Here is a 20,244-nt window from a genome sequence, read left to right on the forward strand (position 1 = left end):
TCAGCGCTCCCGGGCGGCATGCTCGTACGTGATCAGCGGGCTGTTCGGCTGGTCCGGGGTCGCGTCGAGCAGCGCCACGATGCCGAGGGCGGCGCCCACGGCGAGGGCGGCGGCGGCCACGACGGTCAGCGCGGCGGCGAGCAGTCTGGACATCGCAGGGTGAGCCTCTCTGTCGGAGGTCGTCCCCACCCCGGTCGCCCGCACCGGCCAGGCCGTGCGGTCCTGCCCCACGCCGGCCCCGTCCGGCAAGTGCCCAGTCTCGACAATGCATTGACACTTCGTCAAGGGTGCGCCTACGGTTCCCGGCCCATACCGCACGTGCACTTTCCCTCCCGGTGTCGACGCACGCGTATCAGCGCGTATCACCCCGAACCACGCGTGTGCCGAGCCGACCCCGAGCCACTGGAGTGCCCGGATGCGCCGGACCGCCCGCCCGTCTGCCGACCGCCACCCCTCGAGGAGGCCCTTCGGCAAGCACCCGCCGCTCGCCGTCTCCCTGATCCTGCTGGGCCTCGGCACGTTCCTGCTGGTACTGGCCCCGATGCTCGCGTGGTACGTGCAGCCGCGCGCCGCCGTCAACCCCGTCGACATCGACACCACCGCGATCTACACCGGCACCGGCAAGGTCTTCGACGTCGAGAAGGTCAGGACCGTACCGGGCCGGCGGATCACCGTCACCCAGCGGGTGCGCGGCGACGTCGCCGACAGCGAGCGCAGCGGCAGGGCGGTCTGGGACGTGACGACGACGGTCGACACGGACCAGTCGCTGCCCGCGGCCGACCCGCACGACGCGCTGGAGTTCATGCCGCACCGGTGGGTCACCGACCGCAGGACGAACACTCCCGTGCACTGCTGCCGGGAGAAGCCGCACATCGAGGGCGAGGCCTACCTCAAGTTCCCCTTCGACGTGCAGAAACGCGACTACCGCTGGTGGGACAACTCGCTCGGCGCGGCCGTCACCCTGCACTACCGGGACACCAGGAAGGTCCAGGGGTACGAGGGGTACCGCTTCACCGGCACCGTGCCCGCGACCCGGACCGGGACCCGCCTCGTGCCGGGCGCCGTCGTGGGCCTGCCCGAGCGCAGCCAGGTCCACGCCGAGGAGTGGTACGCCAACCACCTCGTCGAACTCGTCGTGGACCAGAGCACCGGCCGCGTGCTCTACGCGCGGGTCGGCCCGCGCAAGACGCTGCGCGCCCCCGGCGCCGCGAAGGACGCGGCGGTGCTCCTGGACAGCGAGAAGCTCGCGTTCACCCCGAGGACCCAGCGGGAGCAGGTACGGCTGGCGAAGACCGAGAGCGGCCGGCTGCGCATGCTCGGGCGGACGCTGCCGACGGGTTCCGCGGTGCTGGGCTTCGTGCTCGCCGCCACGGGGGCCGTTTTGGTGCTGCGCGGGCGAGCCCGTCCCGATCCGTCCGGCTCCTCCCCTTCGACCCTCACGAGGTGATGTGCCGCCGGCTCCACAAACCCCGGAGATTGTCACGCCGGTGAGTAGCAGCATCGAACCGCTGGGCGAAAACTGTCCACCCCACCCGAACACGGCCCGCCCGCACCCCACCACGGACCCCCCCGCACTCCCCACGAACCCGCCGAACGTCAGAGCCCGAACCGCAGAACCGAGACAGGCACCCGCTCCACCCGCAGCTCCCCCCACGCCGAGTTCCGCACCCTGAGACGAGTTGGAGCACCCATGCCCCAGCACGTACCTTCCTCGCTGCGCGACGCGTTCCCGCGTTCCGCGCAGTACCCACCGGCGCTCCCCCCACACCCGCGCCGCATCGTCTTCCTCGCCCATCGCGACCTCGGGAATCCCGCGGCCGGCGGATCCGAACTCCTCGTCGACCGGCTGGCCGAGGGACTCACCCGGCGCGGCCACCAGGTCACACTGCTGTGCGGAGGCCCCGCCTCCGCCACTCCCCCCTCCGCCCGGGCGGGCGGGGTCCCCCTCCGCGGCTACCGGGTCGTCTCGGCGGGCGGCGACCTCGGCCACTTCCTGCGCGCCCCCTCCGCCTTCCGGCGTCAGGTCGGTGACTGCGACCTGCTGGTGGAGGTGTGCAACGGGATGCCGTACCTGGCCCCACTGTGGCACCGCGGCCCCACGCTGTGCCTGGTCAACCACGTCCACACCGATCTGTGGCGGATGCGGTTCGGTGGCGCGCTGGCACCGGCCGCCCGGCTCGGCCGACGGCTCGAGCACTGGGCGCTGACCGGCGCACAGCGCCGCAACCTGGTGGTCGCCGTCTCCCCGTCGACGGCACAGGCACTGCGCGCGATCGGCGTCGAGCGGCGCCGGATCCGGGTCGTGCACAACGGGGTCGAGGAGCCGGGACCACCGGCCCCCCGCTCGCCCGAGCCGCTGTTCCTGGCGATGGGCCGCCTCGTCGAGTACAAGCGCATCGACCTGCTGCTGCGGCTGTGGGAACGGGTGCGCCCGGTCACCGGCGGCCGGCTGGTGATCGTCGGCGAGGGCCCGGAGCGGGAGCGGCTGGAACGGCTCGCCGGGCCGGGCGTCGAGTTCGCCGGGCGGGTCTCCGAGGCCGAGAAGCACCGGCTGCTGTGCGCGGCGTGGCTGCTGCTGCACCCCTCCGCGGTCGAGGGCTGGGGCCTGGTGGTCACCGAGGCGGCTACCCGGCGGACCCCGGCGATCGCCTTCGACGTACCGGGGCTGCGCGACTCCGTGGTGGACGGCGAGACGGGCGTGCTGGCCCGAGGCGAGTCCTCCTTCGCCGCCGCCTGGTGCACGCTCGCGCTCAGCGGCGACCGGCGCGCCCTGATGGGCGCGGCCGCCCGCGACCACGCCGCCCGGTACCGCTGGAACCACACGGTGCGCCGGTTCGGAGCGGTGGCAGCGGAGGCGGTGAGGGGCTGGACGCCATGAGAGCCCCCGGCGGAGCAGCGCGCCGCACCGGCGGACGGAGCACGGGCACCGGCACCGGCACCGGTACGGGCACGGGCACCGGCACCGGTATGGGCACGGGCAGCGGTACGGGCTTCAAGGACCCCTCCGTACGCCGCTCCCTCGCCCTCTTCCGGGCCTTCCTGCACGAGCAGGACGACCCCGTCGCCTGCTACTCGCTGCTCGCCCGCGACGCCGCCGACCAGGTCGAGGCGTACGGCGCCCTCCAGGGCCGTACCGTCGTGGACGTCGGCGGCGGGGGCGGCTACTTCACCGCGGAGTTCCGGCGGCGCGGCGCCCAGGCGTACCTCTTCGAGCCCGACGCCGCGGAACTGGGCGAGAAGCCGCCGCAGGGCGCCGTCGTCGCCGACGGGTATCTGCTGCCGCTGGCCGACGGGGTCGCCGACGTCTGCTTCTCGTCCAACGTCCTGGAGCACGTGGCCGACCCGCAGACCTTCCTCAGCGAGCTGGTGCGGGTCACCCGGCCCGGCGGGCTGATCTACGTGTCCTTCACCAACTGGTACTCCCCGTGGGGCGGTCACGAGTGGGCGCCCTGGCACTACCTCGGCGCCGAGCGGGCGCGTGCCCGCTACCGCCGCCGAACCGGGAAGGCGCCCAAGCACACCCTCGGCGAGAACCTCTTCGCCGTGCACATCGGATCCACCCTGCGGCAGGTCCGCGCCCGCGACGACGTCACCGTCGTCTCGGCGCGCTCCCGCTACTGGCCGTTCCTCGCGTCCGCCGTCGCGAAGGCGCCGGGACTGCGTGAGTTCGCCACCTGGAACCTCCTCCTCATCCTCCGGCGGTGTCCACCATGACGAGCACGGTCCAGGCTCCACCCCCGGCGGACGTCCGCCCCGCCACCACCGCGGCGGGCCCCCCTCGGGGCCCGCGGTCGCGGCGGTGGCTGCTGGGGTTCTGGGCCGTGGTGTTCGTGCTGTTCCTCGCCGTGCACCCCGGCCGGACGACCTTCGACACCAAGCTCGGAGTCGCGCTCGACCCCTGGCAGTTCCTCTCCGACCTCGGTCAGCTGTGGCACGACCGGGGCGGCTTCGGCGGCCTCCAGGACCAGTACGTCGGCTACGCCTGGCCGATGCTGCCGTTCTACGGCCTGTGCGAACTGGTCCACCTCCCGGTGTGGCTGGCCGAGCGGCTGTGGCTGTCCGTCGTGGTGTCCGTCGCGTTCTGGGGGGCGCTGCGCCTCGCCGAGCGGCTGCGCGTCGGCACGCCCGCGTCCCGGCTGCTCGCCGCGACGGCGTACGCGCTGTGGCCGGTCTTCACCGTCGTCGTCGGCTCCACCTCGGCCGCCGCGCTCCCCGGCGCCTTCCTGCCGTGGGTGCTGCTGCCGCTGGCCGACGAGCGGTACGCGGCCCGGGTCGCCGCGCTGCGCTCGGCGCTGGTCGTCCCGTTCATGGGCGGGGTGAACGCGGCGGCGACGCTCGCGTCCCTGCTGCCCGTCGGCCTGTATCTCCTCTCGCGCCCGCGCGGGCCGCGGCGGCGCGGGCTGATCGCCTGGTGGGTGCCGGGGGTGCTCCTGGCGACGGCCTGGTGGGTGGTGCCGCTGCTGCTGCTCGGCCTCTACGGCGAGAACTTCCTGCCCTACGTGGAGACTTCGCAGACCACGACCGCCACCATGTCCGCGACCGAGACCCTGCGCGGCGCCGGGAACTGGGTCGCCTATCTGCACTTCGGGGAGGCCTGGCTGCCGGCCGGCTGGACCGTGGTCTCCTCGGTGCTCGTGGTGCTCTGCTCGGCCCTCGCGGCAGGTCTCGGCCTCGCCGGGCTCGCGCGACGGGACATGCCCGAGCGCCGGTGGCTGGTGCTGACCGTGCTGACGGTCGCCCTCATCACGCTGGCCGGGTACGGCGGTTCGTTCGGCGCGCCCTTCCACGGCGTCGTCCAGGACTGGCTGAACGGCGGGCTCGTCCCCTTCCGCAACATCTACAAGTTCCAGACGGGGCTCGCGCTCGCGCTGGTCCTCGGGCTGGCCCATCTGGCGGGCGTCGCCTCCTCGGAACACGGCGCCCGGCGGGTGCGCGGACGCCGTCTCGCCCCGCTGGCCGCGGCGGTCCTGGTGCTGCCGGGGCTCGCCCTGCCGTACCTCAACGGGTCCATCCTGAACCCGGGTTCCTTCCGGGAACTGCCCCGGTACTGGCAGAGCACCGCCGACTGGCTGGAGAAGTACTCCCCGGACTCCCGCGCCCTCGTCGTCCCGGCCACCGCGCACGGCATCTACACCTGGGGCTCCCCCATCGACCAGCCGCTCGACGTCCTCGCCGGCTCCCGCTGGGCGCAGCGGGACTACGTCCCCTTCGGCACCCCGGGCAACCGGCGCGCCATGGACGCGGTCGAGCAGTCCCTGGCGACGGGCGCCGAAGTCCCGGGCCTCGCCGACTTCCTGAGCCGGGCCGGGCTGCACTACGTCGTCGTCCGCAACGACCTCGACCCCGACCAGCTCGGTCACGTCCCCACCGCGACGGTGAAGCGGACCCTGGAGCAGTCCGGGTACCGGAAGGTCACCGGGCTGGGGCCCGTGATGACCGGCGGCCGGATCGCGGAGGACACCCCGTTGCAGGTCGAGGGCCTGTACCCGCGCCAGCGCGCCGTCGAGATCTACGAGCCGGCCGGCCGGGACGTGCCGCGGCCCGGGCAGGCCGGACTCATGGCGGTCGCCGACACCGCCGTCGTCTCCGGCGGCCCCGAGGCGCTGCTGCCGCTGTCCGCCGACCCCGCGATGCGCAACCGGGCCACCGTGCTGACCGGTGACAACCACCCCGGTCTCGGCACGCCGCCGGTGCAGGTCACCGGCGACGGGATGCGGCGGGCCGACACCCGGTTCGGCCTGGTCGGCTCCAACACCTCGTACACGTACACCCGCGACCAGCGCAACGACGACGACAGCGCGCAGGACGCGGGTGAGAAGCCGCACCAGATCCTGCCGACGCGGGGCCTGGACCACCAGACGGTGGCCGAGCTGCGCGGCGCCCGCTCGGTGACCGCCTCGTCGAGCGGCAACTGGCTGTTCCACCTCCCCCAGTACGACCCCGTGAACGCCTTCGACGGCAATCCGGACACCGCCTGGGCGGAGGGAGCGGCGGGCTCGGCCGACGGGCAGTGGCTGCGGATCGGCTTCACCGGCTCCGTCGACGTGCCGTCGTCCTTCGGCGTGACCCCGCTGCCGCAGGACGGGGTGCGGTCGGCGGCGACCCGGGTGCGGGTCGAGACGGAGCAGGGAGCACGCACCAGCTTCCTCGAACCCGACGGCACGACCCAGCGCGTCGGGGCCCGCGCCGGATCCACGCGCTGGCTGAAGATCACGATCGTCGACTCCACCCGGCGGCACTCCGGGCTCACCGGTGCCGGCTTCTCCGAGATCGACCTGCCCGAGGTGCGGGTGACCCGGCTGCTGCGGCTCCCGACGGACGCGGCCGGCTCGGACGCCGCCGCCGGGATCGTCTCGCTGCACCGCACGTCCGACCCGACCGGACTGTCCCCGACGGGCACCGAGGCGGGCCTGCACCGGCGCTTCACGACCTCGGCCGCGGGCACGTACGAGGTACGGGCGAGCGCGGTCCCGGTGCCCGGCGAGGAACTCGACAGGCTGCTCTACGAAGTGGCACCCGGGCAGCGGAGCCGGATCACCGCCACGGCGGACTCGACGGCCCGGCTCGGAGCGGGCCTGTCGGCGCGCAACCTGACCGACGGCGACCTGACGACGGCGTGGATCGCGGGTGACCGCCCCGTCATCCACCTGAGCTGGCCCGGGAAGCAGGCGGTCGGCTCGATCGTGCTGGCCCCGGCCGGCGGTCTGTCCACCCGGCCCACGAAGATCAGCATCAGCTCGCCGGACGGCGCGGCGACGCCAGACGTCGACGAGAACGGCTGGGCCCGCTTCGACCCGATCACCACCGACCGGCTCGACATCACCGTCACCGCGACCGCGCCGCTCACCGTCCACAACCCGGTCGCGGACGACGACCTGCAACTGCCGGTCGGCCTCACGGAGGCGTACGTCCCGGCGCTCGACCGGTACCGCACCCGGCAGCCCGCACCGTCCCGGACGTTCTCGCTCCCCTGCGGGAAGGGGCCGGTGCTCGCGGTCGACGGCAAGCTGTACGGGACGAGCGCGAAGGGCACGGTGCGGGATCTGACCGAGCGCCGCCCGGTCGAGCTGACCCTCTGCCAGGAGGGTGACGCGGATCCGGCGCTGCGACTGGGCGGCGGCGCCCACCGGGTGGAGGCCGGGGACGCCGGGCCGCTCGCCGTGACGGACGTGACGCTGACCCACGGGACGGTCGCGGAGGCGTCCACCGCCGGCCGTCAGGTGCGTGTCCGCGACTGGCTCGGCGACCGCCGCGAGGTGCGCGTCGGCTCCGGCGCGGCCTCCTACCTGACGACGTACGAGAACTTCAACGACGGCTGGAAGGCGACGCTGGACGGCCGGGAACTCACGCCGGTTCGGCTCGACGGCTGGCAGCAGGGCTGGCGGATCCCGTCCGGCGCGGGCGGCACCGTCAAGCTGTCGTACGGACCCTCGACGGTCTATGAGGCCGGGCTGATCGGCGGCGGGGCGGCCGTGGCGCTGCTCGCCGGGCTCGTCCTGTGGCACCGGCGCGCACCCAACCCGGACGAGCCGCAGCCCGTGCCGCCGAACCCGGGGCCCTGGCTGGGCCTGGTGGCGCTCACGCTGGTGGGCATCGTGATCGCCGGGTTCTTCGCACTCCTGGTCCCGCTGCTGGCGCTGCTCGCGGTGAAGCGGCACGCCCTGCTCGTGCCGGTCGCCTTCCTCGCCCTCGCGGGGGCCGGGATCACCGCGGCCACGGGTGCCGGGTCGCCGCCCGGTGCGGACGGGGGCGCGTTCCATCCCGTGGCCCAACTGCTCGCGCTGATCGGCCTGTTCGCGGCGCTGGTGAGTGTGCGGGAGTCCACGCCGGGCGCGGCGGGGTCGGCCCTGCGCGCGGAGGCGCCGCCGGCGTCGGAGGCCCCCACGGCACCGCTCCCCCGACGCCGCAAGGGCGAGAACCCCGGCCCGGGGAGGGACCCCGGGGTCCGGCGCACCGACGGTGACCCGCCGCCTCCGCCCGCGCCGTGGGCCCCGGCCGACCCGCCGGTCGCCGGGCCGACCGTGTCCGCGCGGGGACCCGGGGGGACCGATTCCGCGCGGGGACCCGGGGGGACCGATTCCGCGCGGGGACCCGGGGGGACCGATTCCGCGCGGGGACCCGGGGCGGCCGGTTCCGATCCGCCCACCGCGCCCCTCGGGTTCCGCCCGCCGCGGTCGCGGGACACGCCCGCCGAGGACGCGGGCCGCCAGGACGACACGGGGAAGGGCGGGGCCACATGACAGCCGTGGAGCATCCGGCACGGGACGGCACGAGCGGCCCGCGGCGGCCTCCCGTACGCGTGCCCTTCCCGGTGGTGGACGAGGTCGCCCGGCACTGCCACCAGGAGGAGGAGCCGGAGACCGTCCACATCGAGGTCCACCTCCCCGGCCGGCTCGACCGGGCCCGTCTCACGGCGGCGTTCACCGAGGCCCTGCGCCGGCACCCGCGGATCCTGATGCGCGAGGCGGCGGGCCCCTGGTACCGGCGCCGATACGAGTGGGAGCTGACCGCCGGCCCGGACGTCGAGGCGGTGGCCTTCCCGCCGCCGGACCGGGACGCCCTCGCGCACGCCCGCGACCGGGCCCTCGGCAGCGCCCCGCCCCTGTCGGCCTCGCCCCCGGTCCGCCTCGAAGCCGTCGAGGCGGACGACGGCTCCGCGAGCACCGGCACCGGCACCGTTCTCCTCCTCACCATCAACCACACGGCACTGGACGGCCCCGCCTGCCTGCGCATCCTCGCCACCGCGGCGGAGCTGTACGGCGGCCGGGACAACGCCCCCGCCGCGCCGCCGGTGCGCGCCCCCGACGCCTCGCCCCCCGGCCGCCAGGAGGCTCCCCCCGGCTGGGCCCCGCCCGCCAGGGTCGCCCCCGGCTCCCCCGGGCCCGAGCCCGGCAACGGCCTGCTCGTCACCGAACTCGGCGTCCCGCGCCGGCCCCGGGGCGCCGCCTACACGGTGAACGACCAGCTGATGGCCGCCACCGCCCTGACGATCGCCCACTGGAACCGGGAGCACGGCGCCCGCCCCCGCCCGATGCGCATCACCATGCCGGTCGACGACCGCCCGCGCGGCACGGACATGCCCATCGGGAACGGCACCCGGCTGGTGGAGGTGCCGTTCACGCCGCAGGAGCTGGACCCGGTCCGGATGCGCGAGCTGCTGGGCCGCACGGCGGACCGCACCCGCGCCCTCAAGTCCCTCCCCCGCCCCCAACTCGGCCACGCCGCGGCCCTGCTGACCGCTCCCGTGGTGCCCGTCACCTGGCGTGCGGCCGTCACCCGGGGGCTGCGCAGGGCCGCCGCCCCCTGGACGTCGACCACACTCCTGAGCAACATCGGCCGCATCCCGTACTCCCTGGACTTCGGGGAGGAGGCCGGCCGCGCCCACGCCGTGTGGTTCTCCGCACCGGCCCGGATGCCCCGCGGCCTGACCGTCACGACCGCCTCCACCGCGGGCCGCCTCCACGTCGCCCTGCGCTGGTCCCGCTCCCTGCTCGGCCACGACGACGGCGCCCGCCTGCGCGACCTCTTCGAGCACTATCTGCACGCGACGGAGGAGGGCACATGACGGCCACCGCCCCGGCCAGCGGCGGCCTGCGGGACTTCTACGAGGACCCGGCCGTCCCCGTCGCCTCCGGCACCCCCCGCAGCCTGCGCCAGGCCCGCATGCTGGCCGCCGTGCTCGGGCCGGCCACCGGGGGCGCGCGCACCGTCCTCGACATCGGCTGCGGCGACGGCACGGCCGCGGCCACCGCCGCGCCCCTGCTGGCCGGCCACCGGCTCGTGGGCGTCGACTGGTCCCAGGACGCCCTCCGGCGCGCCCACGCCCGGCTGCCGTACACCGTGCGCGGCGAACTCACCGACGGGGGGCTGCCGTTCGCCGCCGGGTCGGCCGACGCGGTCCTGTTCAGCGAGGTGATCGAGCACCTCGTCGACCCGGACGCCGCGCTCGACGAGATCCGCCGGGTGCTGCGCCCCGGCGGACACCTGATGCTCTCCACCCCGAACCTCGCCGCCTGGTACAACCGCGCCCTGCTCCTGGCGGGCGTGCAGCCCGTCTTCTCGGAGGTGAGCCTGCGGGCCGTCCACGGCCGCCCCGGCCGGGAGGTCGTCGGCCATCTGCGGCTGTACACGGCGCGGGCGCTGCGGGAGTTCGTGGCCGCGTCGGGCTTCGACGTCGTGGCGCTGCGGGGTGCGCCCTTCCACGGCGTACCCCGTCCGCTGCGGCCGCTGGACCGGCTCGCCTGCGCGGTCCCCTCGGCGTCCTCGATCCTCCTGCTGCACGCACGGAGGACGTAGCCGATGTGGTGGGGAGTGGCCGCGGCCCTGCTGGCGAACGTCCTGTACAGCACCGGATTCGTCCTGGAGAAACGGGCACTGGCGGCCCTGCCGGAGGTGGACGTCCGCCGCCCCGCCCGCCTGCTGCGCCTGGTCGTCGGCAGCCCGCTGTGGATCGGCGGCTCACTGTCCCTGGCCGCCGGGTTCGGCGCGCAGCTGGCCGTCTACCGCACCCTGCCGATCGCCGCCGCCCAGGGCATCTTCGTCTCCGGTCTCGTGCTGCTGGTGCTGCTCTCGGCCCGGCTGCTCGGCGAGAAGACGACCGGCCGGGAGCAGTTCGCGCTCGGCGCGATCCTCGCCGCGCTGCTGATGGTCGTGCTGTCGCTGAGCGAGGGCTCGGACACCGTCGGCCGCAGCGCGCCGGCCCCGCTGATCCTGCTGGTCTGCGTGCCGTCGCTGGCCGCGGGCATCTGGCTGTACGGCGCCGCCGAACGGCGCAGCCGCCACCGGCACCGGATGCCGACCACCGGGGTCGAGTACGGCGTCGCGGTCGGCCTGCTGTACGGCGTCAGCTCGCTCGCGATCAAGGGTGTGTCGAACTACCTGACCACGCGCGGGCTCGGCTCGGCGGCCCTGGGGCTGCTGCGCTCGCCGTACCCCTATCTCCTGCTGTGCACCGGCGTGTTCGGCCTGATCATGTCGCAGGCGGCGCTCCAGCGCTGCCGTGCCTCGCTGATCGTGCCGGTGTGCACGACCGTGACCAGCCTGTTCACCGCGGTGCTCGGCACGCCGGCGTTCGGCGAGGCGCTGCCGCACGAACCGGTGCGGCTCGCCCTGCGGCTGGCGGGCACGACGCTCGCGGTCTGCGTCCTGCTGGTCATGCCCAAGCACGACACCTCTCCCCAACCCGCCCCCGAAGCGCAGGAGTTGACCCAATGAGCCCGGACGACCCGCTGCTGAGGATCCTGGCGTGCCCGCTCGACAAGGGCCCGCTGCATCTGCTCGCCGCGGACGAGTCGGCGGCCCCGGCGACGGACGAGGCGCTGTACAACCCGCGTCTGCGCCGCCGTTACCCGATCGTCGACGGCATCCCGCAACTGCTTCCGTCCTCCGGGGAGCAGGTCACGGAGGACGAGCACGAGGACCTCCTCAGGCGGATGGTCCGATGACCACCCTCGCCGCGCGGCTCGCTCCGTTCCTGCCGGTGCGGCTCGTCGCCGCGGCCGCCCGCCTGGTCTATCCCCGCTTCGAGCCCGAGCTGGCCCGTCTGGCCGAGCTGTGTCCGGCGGACTGCGACACGGCGGTGGACGTCGGCGGCTGGTACGGGCCATGGACCCGGCGGCTGTCCCGCCGGGCCCGCCGGGTGGTGACCGTGGAGCCGGTCCCGCACCTGGCCCGGCTGGTGTCCGCGGCCGGGTACCGGAACGTCCGCGTGATCACGGCCGCCGCCTCCGACCGGCCGGGCACCGCCCGGCTGTGGCTGCCCGCCGGCGACGCCGGCGACCGGGGCGTGTCCTCGCTGGTCCGCAGGGACATCCACGCCCGCGCCGTGGAGGTCCCCTGCGTCACCCTGGACAGCCTGGAGCTGCGTGGCGTCGGCTTCGTGAAGATCGACGTGGACGGCAGCGAACTGGCGGTGCTGCGGGGCGCGGACACGCTGCTGGCCCGCGACCGGCCGGCCCTCTTCGTCGAGCTGGAGGCCCGCATCCAGCCGGTCGCCCCGGTCGTCGCCCACCTCGCCGAGCGGGGCTACGAGGGCTGGGTGCTGCCCGGTGACACCTGGCGTCCGCTCACCGGCTTCCCCCTGGAGAAGCACCAGGCCCGCACCGCGCACGTGGTCTCCCGCGGCCTGCTGCGCCGGGTGCTGCCGTGGCGCGGGCCCCGTTACGTCAACTCGGTGCTGTTCCTCCCCGACGGCCGCCGTCCGGACGGCGACCGCGTACGCGACGATGGACCGCATGCCGGCCAAACGCCCCGTGACCCCGTTCACCCCCGCCGACTTCCAGCTGGTCCTGCTGCGCCGCATGGCCGACCACAACCCTGACCTGGTCGAGGACGCCCGGCACGAGCTGGGCGCCTCCCTGACGGACATGCGCGAGGCCAACCGCCGCTGGCAGGCGATGCTGCGCTCCCCGCGCTCCCGGGGCGCCGCCGCCCGGTACCGCTCCGTCCTCGGTGCCCCGGAGTCCGTCGAGGAGCGCCGGATCGGCGACCTCGACTGCGAGGCCCTGCTGTGGCCCGTCCCGCTCTGGCCGGACCTGCGCTTCGAGGTGCTGCTCGCCCCGAACGGCGTGGCCTGGAACGAGTGGCTGGTCCGGGCGCCCGGCGCCCCCGGTCCCGAGCTGAGCAGCCTGGACGACCTGCGCCCCTGGTCCTGCACGGTCGACGAGGCGGCCCGCGCCTTCGCCCCGGCCCGCCCGCTGGAGGGCAGTGCGCCGACCCGCTGGGGGCTCGCGTTCACCGCCCCGGACGGATCGGGCGTACCGCGGCCGTGCGCCGCCGAGTTCACCTGGGGGCTGCTCCAGCGGGTGGCCGTCAGCGAGCGGCCCGGATGACCGCCTCGGCGACCACGTGCAGCGACTGCGGGTGCAGCCAGAGGAACAGGTTGGGCTCGACCAGTTCCAGTTCCATGACGCGCGGCTCTCCGTCGTCGCCGTCGACGAGGTCGACCCGGGCGTACAGCAGGCCGGGGTCGCCGGAGCCGCCCGCCGCCGCGACGGCGTCCGGGACGGCGGCCAGCGCCCGCTCGGCCACGACGAGTTCGGCGGGGGTCACCTCCCAGTCCTGGAGCCGGGGGTGCGACACCTTGGTCCCGTCGTAGGGCACCCCGGGTTCGAGGACGGCGCCCTTGCGGCTGGCGTGCAGGAAGCGCCCCCCGAAGAACTGCAGCGCCCGCTCCCCGGTGACGTCGACGTTGCGCAGGTAGGGCTGCACCATCGCGGTCAGCCCCTCCGCGTGCATGCGGGCGAGCTGCCGCTCGGCCGTCTCCCGCTCGCCGGGGGTGTAGCGGGCGGCGAGGCGGGCGCCCGCGCCGGTGGTGGGCTTCACCACGAACTCGTGGTCGGCGGGGAGTTCGACGGTGTCGCCGGGGGCGACGTAGCGGGTCGGGACCACCGGGACGCCGGCCGCGGCCAGGTCCCCGAGGTAGCGCTTGTCGGTGTTCCAGCGCACGACGTCCGCCGGGTTGGCGAGCCGCGTCAGCTTCCCACACAGCTCGGCCCAGGCCACGAACTCCGCCACGCGCCCGCTGTAGTCCCAGGTGGACCGGATCAGGACGAGGTCGAAGGCGGCCCAGTCGACCTCCGGGTCGTCCCAGTACGCGACGACGGCCTGCGCCCCGGCGTCCTCCAGGGCCTCCTGGAGTGCGGGCAGGTCCCGGTCGACGATGGCCACCTCGCCGAGCCGGTAGGTGACGAGTGCGACACGGGCACGGACTGTGGTGCGGGCCACTGCGGCTCCATCCTCGAAGGTTCCGGCGGTCGAGCCGCAGGCTAACAAGGTCCCCGGCGGCGGAAACCGGCGGTTGTCGCTCCGCCCCCGGGTGCCCTCTCCTCGGGAAGCCACCCCCGGGTGTTCTCCGCTCAGGAAGCCACCCCGGGTGCCTTCCGCTCAGGAGGCCGGCACACCCGCCCTCGCGCCGTTCGCGCGCTCGCGGACCGCCCGGACGTCGTCCGTCCTGCGCAGGGTCCGGGACACGCCCTCGATCTCCGCCAGCAGGTCCTCGACGTCGGGGCTGCCGAGGGAGCGCCCGATGTCGTCGGCGGGCACGCGTCCCCTGGCCCCGACGGCGTCCTGGACCGTCACGACATGGGCGAGCAGCCGCGCCTCGGCCGCCCCGAAGCCCTGGTCCAGGGCCGCGTCGTGGGCACGGCGGCGCAGGTCCTCGTCCAGGTACCGGGCGAGGTGGAGCAGCGCGTCCCGGATGAACGTCTCGCGGCGCGTCAGGCGCAGCTCGGGCGTGGCCCGCAGCTTGAACGCGACGCGCCCGCCGGTGACGGTCCGCAGCAGCCGGTACAGGGGCCGCAGGCGCCAGTGGCTGAGCCGGGTGCGCGTGCGGCGCTGGAGGTACTGGCCGCTGTGGGGCAGTACGAAGCCCGCCGCGATCAGGACCGCGGAGACGCAGGCGACGGGGGGTGCCAGGTCCGTGCTCAGCCAGTCCAGGTCGCGGCCGGTCCACCGGGCGAGCACGGCGGACAGCTTCACGCCGTCGTAGAGCAGGTTCATGGCGTAGCCGACGCCCATGAACCGCAGGCCGGCGCGCAGCCACCCGTCGAGTCCGCCGGTCCGGATCCAGTTCCGGATCACCCGGTAGGTGATGAGGCAGGCGGCGGTGTGCGCGAGCAGGTAGAGCAGGATCTCCTCGCGCATGAAGGCCGTGGTGGCGTAGTACGTGTCGAGGTCCCGCACCCGCTCGACGGGGACGTCGGCGAGCGCGAACAGTGCCCACAGGGCGACGATCACGGCCGTGTAGACGGTGACGACGCGTCCGGTGGTCCGCCGGGTCGTCGGCGAGTGCCCGGACAGGCCGTTGCGCCAGGCCAGGGTCAGCAGCAGGCAGGAGCCGCAGAACGCGGTGAGCAGGGTGTAGACCAGGGGCGCCGAGATGTTCGGCACGCCGGTGACGCGGTTGGTCCAGGCGATGGTCGGCGGCGCGGCGAAGACGAAGACCGCGCAGGCGAGCAGGAGCAGGCCGCCGACGGCCCGCAGCAGCGGGTCCTGCCAGAGCTTGATGATGCTGGGCAGCCTGATGGCGAGGGTGACGGCCAGGACGGCCAGCGGGATCCAGAACGAGATGTACATCCCGTCGAAGAAGCCGGCCGGGTTCATCGCCGCTCGGTCCTCGGGTCGCGGTAGCCCAGGGACGCCTGGATGGGGCTGCCTGCTGCGGGTCCTTGGGGGCCGGGGCGGGTCACCCAGGACCGGAAGGCGCTGGCCAGGTGCAGGCCGAACTCCTCGGCCGCCGCCTCCTCGGTTTCGTGGGAGCCGTTGCGGGCGGCGACGGTGAGGGCGATCCCCGGCCAGCCGGGGCTGCCGGGCACGGCCCGCACGCGGGGGGTGCCGACGGTCCCGGGCGACGCGGGCCCGCCGGGGCGGCCGGGCGAAGCGGGTTCGTCGGAACGGCCCGGCGACGCGGGCCCGTCGGGGCCGCCGGGCGTCCCGGGGGACACGATCCGGCCGGGTTCGCCGGACAGGGCACGTGCCGCGGCGGCGGCGCCGACCACGTGGTGGTCGGGGTGCCCCTCCTTCAGATGCCACAACTCATGGCCCAAAATCACCAGTTGCTGCACCGTCTCGGCGCGCTCCTCGACGATCACGAGGTCGAAGTCCTGGAACTGCAGCCAGAGTCCGGTGACCTCGATCTCGTCCGGAAAGCGCTCGAAGCGCAGCTCGACGGGGCGCCCGTCCCGCCGCCGGCTCATCTCCGCGCACAGGGCGCGGGCCAGCTCCCGGACGTCGACCGGCGGTTGGAGCCGGCCGCGCAGCGCACGGGTGAGCTCCGCCGCCAGGGCGCGCATCTCGGAGTCGGCCCTGGGCGGGAACAGCGCGGTGACCGCGCCCGCCGCCCTGCGAACCCGGGCGGCGAACTCCTCTCGCCCGCGGGGGAGTCTCACCCTCGCCCCTCCTCACGGCTCGGCGTCCCGTCCGGCCCGGGGACGGCCGCCCGTCCGGGCACGCCGTGGCGCTCCGGCGTCCCGGGAGGGGACGGCAGGGACTCACTCACTCATGGGCTCCCGGCAGTTGACCCGTCAAGTGTCGTTGAACGCCGAGACTACGGGCACCGTCCGGCCCGCGCCACGTTTCCCGGGACGATCACGTGCCGGACATGGCCGGAACGGGCACGTGCCGCCCCGGCGGGCGCACCCGGTCTCCGGCGGCCCACCGCGGTGAGAGGGGCCGGGACGGTCGTCGGCGGGTGGCGCGATCGCTCTCCCGGACGAGGCGGGACGGCCTCCGAAGGGGCACGATCGACTCCATGGCGATCTCAGGAACGGACGCGTACGACCACTTCGCTGAGCCCCTGCCCCCGCTCGTCGGGCGGGCCGTCGCCGCCGCGCGGCGCCATGGCTTCACGCACTCCTGCCGGCCCGAACAGGGGCGGCTGCTCCAGCTGCTGGCGCGCGGCGCGCGGAGCCGCATCGGGGAGACGGGCACGGGCTGCGGGGTGGGCATGGCGTGGCTGGCGTCGGGGGCGCGGGCGGGGGTCGAGCTGTTCAGCGTGGAACGGGACGCCGAGCGAGCCCGGGTCGCCGCCGAGGTCTTCGCCGGCCGGCCCGAGGTGCGGATCGTCCACGGCCGGTGGCAGCGGATCGGTGAGCACGGCCCGTACGACCTGCTGGTCCTGGACGGCGGCGGGCACGGCAAGTCGCACGACGACGGCACGGCGGGCCTGTTCCCCCTCCTGTCCCCCGGCGGCACGATCGTCGTCGACGACTTCACGCCCGCCACCAGCTGGCCGCCCCTGCACCACGGCGTCCTCGACCGGGCCCGGCTGCACTGGCTGAACCACCCGCTGCTGCACGCGACGGAGGTCCGGCTGGCCGAGGACCTGTGCACGGTGGTCGGCACCCGCAGGCCGCCGGCCGCCGACCGGCTGCACGCGCTCGAGCGCGGCCAGATCTGCCGGGGCGTCGTCACGCACACCCCCCGCTTCGGCGTGTTCGTCGACCTCGACGGCATCGAGGGGTTCGTCCGCATTCCCGAACTGACCTGGCGGCACGTCGACTCCGTCGACGAGGTGGTCCGGGTCGGGCAGGAGGTGACCGCCCAGGTGCTGGACATCGACGCGGAGCGGCAGCAGGTGCAGCTCTCCCTCAAGGCGCTCCAGCCGGACCCGATGGCCACGCTCGGCCGGGACGGGCTCGGGCGGGTGGTGCGCGGGACCGTCACCCAGGTCGCCCCGTTCGGGGTGTTCGTCGAGGTCGCCGACGGCCTGCGAGGGCTGGTGCACAACGACGCGCTCGCCGGCCTGCCCGGACCGCCCCGCGCGGGCGACGAACTCAGCGTCGAGATCGTCGGCATCAACCTGGTACTGCGGCGGATCTCGCTGGCCCTGGTGTAGGAACGAGCACGAAGACGAGCCCCTGCGACCTAGGAGTACGCCGCGTGTCCTCCCTCTTTCCGGCCCTGACGGGCGGCTCGGCCGCCGCACGGCCCGCGCTGCGCTTCGGCGACCGTGCCCTGACGTACGCGCAGCTCGCCGCCGCGGCGGGGGCCCTGGCCCCGCGGATCCGTGACGCCGGCCGGGTCGCCGTGTGGGCGACGCCGTCCCTGGAGACCGCGGTCGCCGTCGTGGCCGCCCTCCAGGCCGGTGTGCCCGTCGTGCCGCTCAACCCGAAGTCCGGGGAGGGCGAGCTGGGACACATCCTGGCCGACAGCGCCCCGTCGGCGGTGCTGGCCGCCGGGGGCGACCGGCTGCCGCCCGCGCTGGGCGCCCTGGCGCGGGTGGACGTCGGCGTATCGGGCACCGGCGCGGCCGGACCGCCCGTGGACGCGGATCCCGCGGCGCCCGCCCTCGTCGTCTACACCTCGGGCACCACCGGCCCGCCCAAGGGTGCCGTGATCCCGCGCCGCGCGGTCGCCTCGACGCTGGACGCGCTGGCCGACGCCTGGCAGTGGACCGGCGACGACGTACTGGTGCACGGGCTGCCGCTCTTCCATGTGCACGGGCTGGTCCTGGGCGTCCTCGGGCCGCTGCGCCGCGGTGGCTGCGTTCGCCACCTGGGCCGTTTCAGCACGGAGGGCGTGGCACGCGAGCTGGGTGACGGCGCGACGATGCTGTTCGGGGTGCCGACGATGTACCACCGGATCGCGGAGGCGCTTCCCGGCGACCGGGCGCTCGCCGGGGCACTCGGCCGGGCCCGGCTGCTGGTGTCCGGCTCCGCCGCGCTGCCCGTGCACGACCACGAACGCATCGCGGCCGCCACCGGGCGCCGGGTGATCGAGCGGTACGGCATGACGGAGACACTGATGATCACGAGTGTGCGGGCGGACGGAGAGGCCCGGGCCGGCACGGTCGGGGTGCCGCTGCCCGGCGTCGACGTGCGGCTCGTCGAGGAGGACGGCACCGTCATCGGCGGCTACGACAGCGACGGGACGCCCGTCGGCTCGACGGACGGGGAGCGGATCGGCGAGATCCAGGTGCGGGGGCCCAACCTGTTCTCGGCGTACCTGAACCGGCCCGACGCGCACGCCGCCGCGTTCACCGAGGACGGCTGGTTCCGCACCGGCGACATGGCGGTGCGCGACCCCGACGGCTACGTCCGCATCGTCGGCCGGAAAGCCACCGACCTGATCAAGAGCGGCGGTTACAAGATCGGCGCGGGCGAGATCGAGAACGCGCTGCTGGAGCACCCGGCCGTCCGGGAGGCCGCGGTCACCGGCGAGCCCGACGCCGACCTGGGCGAGCGGATCGTGGCCTGGGTGGTGCCCGAGGGCGCCGCGGGGCCCGCCCTTGGAACCGAGCTGGCGGACCACGTGGCGGGCCGGCTCGCCCCGCACAAGCGCCCGCGCGCCGTGCGCTTCCTGGACGCGCTGCCCCGCAACGACATGGGCAAGATCATGAAGCGGGCGCTGACGCGTGACTGAGCGCCTCTCCGCCCGTGCGGCCCTCGCCCTGGCCACCGACGGCGCCGCCTTCACCGAACTCGACGTCCCCGAGAGGGAGTTCGCGCCCGACGGCCCGCTGGAGTGGCAGGGTTACGGCGCCGCACGCGCCCGGGCCGCCGAGCGCACCGGTGAGACCGAGTCCGTCGTCGTCGGGCACGCGACCGTCGGCGGCACCGACGCCGTCTTCGTCTCCTTCGAGTTCGGGTTCCTCGGCGGCTCGCTGGGCGAGCGCACCGGCGACCGGCTGGAGGCGGCGCACGTCCATGCCCGCGCGCACGGTCTTCCGGTCGTCTCGCTCGTCGCGACCGGCGGCAGCCGGATGCAGGAAGGCATGCTCGCCCTCACCCAGCTCCAGCGGGTGGCACGGCAGTCGGCGCTCACCCGGGACGCCGGGCTGCCGCAGCTGGCGGTGGTACGGGATCCGACGACGGGCGGCGGCTGGGCGACCCTGGGGGCCGGCGCCGACGTGATCCTCGCGCTGCCCGGCGCCCAGGTGGGGTTCGCGGGCTCCCGGGTGCGTCCGCCGGACGCGGATCCGGCGGCGTACACGGCCGAGGCCCAGCTGGCGGCGGGCGCGGTCGACGCCGTCGTACGGCCCGAGGACCTGAGCGGGACGCTGGCCACGTGGCTCTCGCTGCTGACCTCGCCGTCGAAGGAGCCCGCCCCGCCGGCACCGTACCCGGCCGCTCCCGGCGAACTCCCCGCCACCGGCTGGGACGCCGTCCTGCGCGCCCGTTCCCCCGAACGGCCGCGCGCCGACGCCTACCTGGACGCCTATTTCACCCGGCGCGTGGCGCTCGGCGGCGACCGGTGCGGCGGCACCGACGACGGGATGCGGTGCGGGTTCGGCGAGCACGGGGGACGGACCGTCGCGTTCGCCGCCCAGTGCGGGACGGCGACCCGTCCCGCCGGGTACCGCACCGCCGCCCGGCTGCTCCGCCTCGCGGGCCGGCTCGGCATCCCCGTCCTGACGCTGGTGGACACGCCGGGCGCCGCGAACGACGCGGACGCCGAGCGGCAGGGCGCGGGCGCCGCGATCGCCGACGTCTTCGCCGCGGTCGCCGGCGCCCGCACCCCGGTCACCACCGTCGTCGTCGGCGAGGGCGGTTCCGGGGGCGCTCTCGCCCTGGCGGCGCCCGGCAACACGTGGGCGGCGCCCGACAGTTACTTCTCGGTCATCGCCCCGGAACTGGCCGCCGCGATCCTCAAGCGCCCCCCGGACCAGGTGCGTGCGACGGCCGGCCAGCTCCGCGTACGCCCCCAGGATCTGGTCGCCCTGGGCGTCGTCCGCGGCATCGTGAGCGCGAAGGGGCCGGGCCCCGTCTGACCGTGCCCGTCCGACGACGGGAAGGGCCGGGCCGG

The 20,244-nt window shown here is 75.2% G+C and carries 17 protein-coding genes; 13 read left to right on the top strand and 4 right to left on the bottom strand.

Annotated features, from left to right (window positions below; genetic code table 11):
- The gene (locus tag ACFYP4_RS05585) at window positions 1-153 is read right to left on the bottom strand and encodes a hypothetical protein (protein WP_358851123.1); all 153 of its coding nucleotides are present in this window, start codon (window positions 151-153) and stop codon (window positions 1-3) included.
- Between the two features lie 262 nt (window positions 154-415).
- Between ACFYP4_RS05585 and ACFYP4_RS05590 the strand changes: the two genes are divergently transcribed.
- The 10 genes from ACFYP4_RS05590 (at window position 416) to ACFYP4_RS05635 (ending at window position 12,830) form a co-directional block, all read left to right on the top strand.
- The gene (locus tag ACFYP4_RS05590) at window positions 416-1,447 is read left to right on the top strand and encodes a DUF3068 domain-containing protein (protein ID WP_388783071.1); all 1,032 of its coding nucleotides are present in this window, start codon (window positions 416-418) and stop codon (window positions 1,445-1,447) included.
- Window positions 1,448-1,690: 243 nt separating this feature from the next.
- Entirely contained in the window at window positions 1,691-2,878 is a 1,188-nt protein-coding gene (locus tag ACFYP4_RS05595; protein ID WP_358851121.1) for a glycosyltransferase family 4 protein, read from the top strand.
- A gap of 89 nt (window positions 2,879-2,967) precedes the next feature.
- The gene (locus tag ACFYP4_RS05600) at window positions 2,968-3,714 is read left to right on the top strand and encodes a class I SAM-dependent methyltransferase (protein ID WP_388783824.1); all 747 of its coding nucleotides are present in this window, start codon (window positions 2,968-2,970) and stop codon (window positions 3,712-3,714) included.
- Window positions 3,711-8,240, top strand: coding sequence for an alpha-(1->3)-arabinofuranosyltransferase family protein (locus tag ACFYP4_RS05605; protein WP_388783826.1), 4,530 nt, complete (start codon window positions 3,711-3,713; stop codon window positions 8,238-8,240). Before ACFYP4_RS05600 ends, ACFYP4_RS05605 begins: the two co-directional genes overlap by 4 nt.
- Window positions 8,237-9,565, top strand: a complete 1,329-nt coding sequence (locus ACFYP4_RS05610) for a condensation protein (protein ID WP_358851120.1) — start codon at window positions 8,237-8,239, stop codon at window positions 9,563-9,565. The genes ACFYP4_RS05605 and ACFYP4_RS05610 overlap by 4 nt, the downstream gene beginning before the upstream one ends.
- Window positions 9,562-10,296 (top strand): class I SAM-dependent methyltransferase, encoded by a 735-nt coding sequence (locus ACFYP4_RS05615; protein ID WP_358851119.1) that lies wholly within the window; start codon window positions 9,562-9,564, stop codon window positions 10,294-10,296. The genes ACFYP4_RS05610 and ACFYP4_RS05615 overlap by 4 nt, the downstream gene beginning before the upstream one ends.
- A gap of 15 nt (window positions 10,297-10,311) precedes the next feature.
- On the top strand, window positions 10,312-11,214 hold the full coding sequence (locus ACFYP4_RS05620) for a hypothetical protein (protein ID WP_358851139.1): 903 nt from the start codon (window positions 10,312-10,314) through the stop codon (window positions 11,212-11,214).
- Window positions 11,211-11,444 carry a Trm112 family protein gene (locus ACFYP4_RS05625; RefSeq protein ID WP_388783076.1) on the top strand — a complete coding sequence of 78 codons (234 nt, stop codon included), beginning with the start codon at window positions 11,211-11,213 and terminating at the stop codon, window positions 11,442-11,444. The genes ACFYP4_RS05620 and ACFYP4_RS05625 overlap by 4 nt, the downstream gene beginning before the upstream one ends.
- On the top strand, window positions 11,441-12,319 hold the full coding sequence (locus tag ACFYP4_RS05630; RefSeq protein WP_388783079.1) for an FkbM family methyltransferase: 879 nt from the start codon (window positions 11,441-11,443) through the stop codon (window positions 12,317-12,319). Before ACFYP4_RS05625 ends, ACFYP4_RS05630 begins: the two co-directional genes overlap by 4 nt.
- Complete coding sequence (locus tag ACFYP4_RS05635; RefSeq protein WP_388783082.1) at window positions 12,225-12,830, top strand: hypothetical protein; 606 nt, start codon at window positions 12,225-12,227, stop codon at window positions 12,828-12,830. The genes ACFYP4_RS05630 and ACFYP4_RS05635 overlap by 95 nt, the downstream gene beginning before the upstream one ends.
- Here the strand turns inward: ACFYP4_RS05635 and ACFYP4_RS05640 are convergent.
- The 3 genes from ACFYP4_RS05640 to ACFYP4_RS05650 form a co-directional block, all read right to left on the bottom strand.
- Entirely contained in the window at window positions 12,811-13,725 is a 915-nt protein-coding gene (locus ACFYP4_RS05640; protein ID WP_388783084.1) for a RimK family alpha-L-glutamate ligase, read from the bottom strand. The two genes, ACFYP4_RS05635 and ACFYP4_RS05640, sit on opposite strands and share 20 nt — an antisense overlap.
- 159 nt (window positions 13,726-13,884) lie before the next feature.
- Entirely contained in the window at window positions 13,885-15,102 is a 1,218-nt protein-coding gene (locus tag ACFYP4_RS05645; RefSeq protein ID WP_358851115.1) for an MAB_1171c family putative transporter, read from the bottom strand.
- A complete protein-coding gene (locus ACFYP4_RS05650; RefSeq protein WP_388783087.1) occupies window positions 15,099-15,887 on the bottom strand; it encodes a toxin-antitoxin system, toxin component in 789 nt (262 codons plus the stop codon). Before ACFYP4_RS05650 ends, ACFYP4_RS05645 begins: the two co-directional genes overlap by 4 nt.
- 362 nt (window positions 15,888-16,249) lie before the next feature.
- Here ACFYP4_RS05650 and ACFYP4_RS05655 point away from each other — a divergent pair, with 362 nt between their 5' ends.
- Genes ACFYP4_RS05655 through ACFYP4_RS05665 form a run of 3 tightly spaced genes read left to right on the top strand, consistent with a single transcriptional unit; the run spans window position 16,250 to window position 20,209 of the window.
- The gene (locus ACFYP4_RS05655) at window positions 16,250-17,335 is read left to right on the top strand and encodes a S1 RNA-binding domain-containing protein (protein WP_358851113.1); all 1,086 of its coding nucleotides are present in this window, start codon (window positions 16,250-16,252) and stop codon (window positions 17,333-17,335) included.
- A 44-nt stretch (window positions 17,336-17,379) separates the two neighbouring features.
- On the top strand, window positions 17,380-18,861 hold the full coding sequence (locus ACFYP4_RS05660; RefSeq protein WP_358851112.1) for an acyl-CoA synthetase: 1,482 nt from the start codon (window positions 17,380-17,382) through the stop codon (window positions 18,859-18,861).
- Entirely contained in the window at window positions 18,854-20,209 is a 1,356-nt protein-coding gene (locus ACFYP4_RS05665) for a carboxyl transferase domain-containing protein (protein WP_388783090.1), read from the top strand. Before ACFYP4_RS05660 ends, ACFYP4_RS05665 begins: the two co-directional genes overlap by 8 nt.
- Window positions 20,210-20,244 lie beyond the last annotated feature (35 nt).

This window comes from Streptomyces sp. NPDC005551 (genome assembly GCF_042871785.1).
GTDB lineage: Bacteria > Actinomycetota > Actinomycetes > Streptomycetales > Streptomycetaceae > Streptomyces.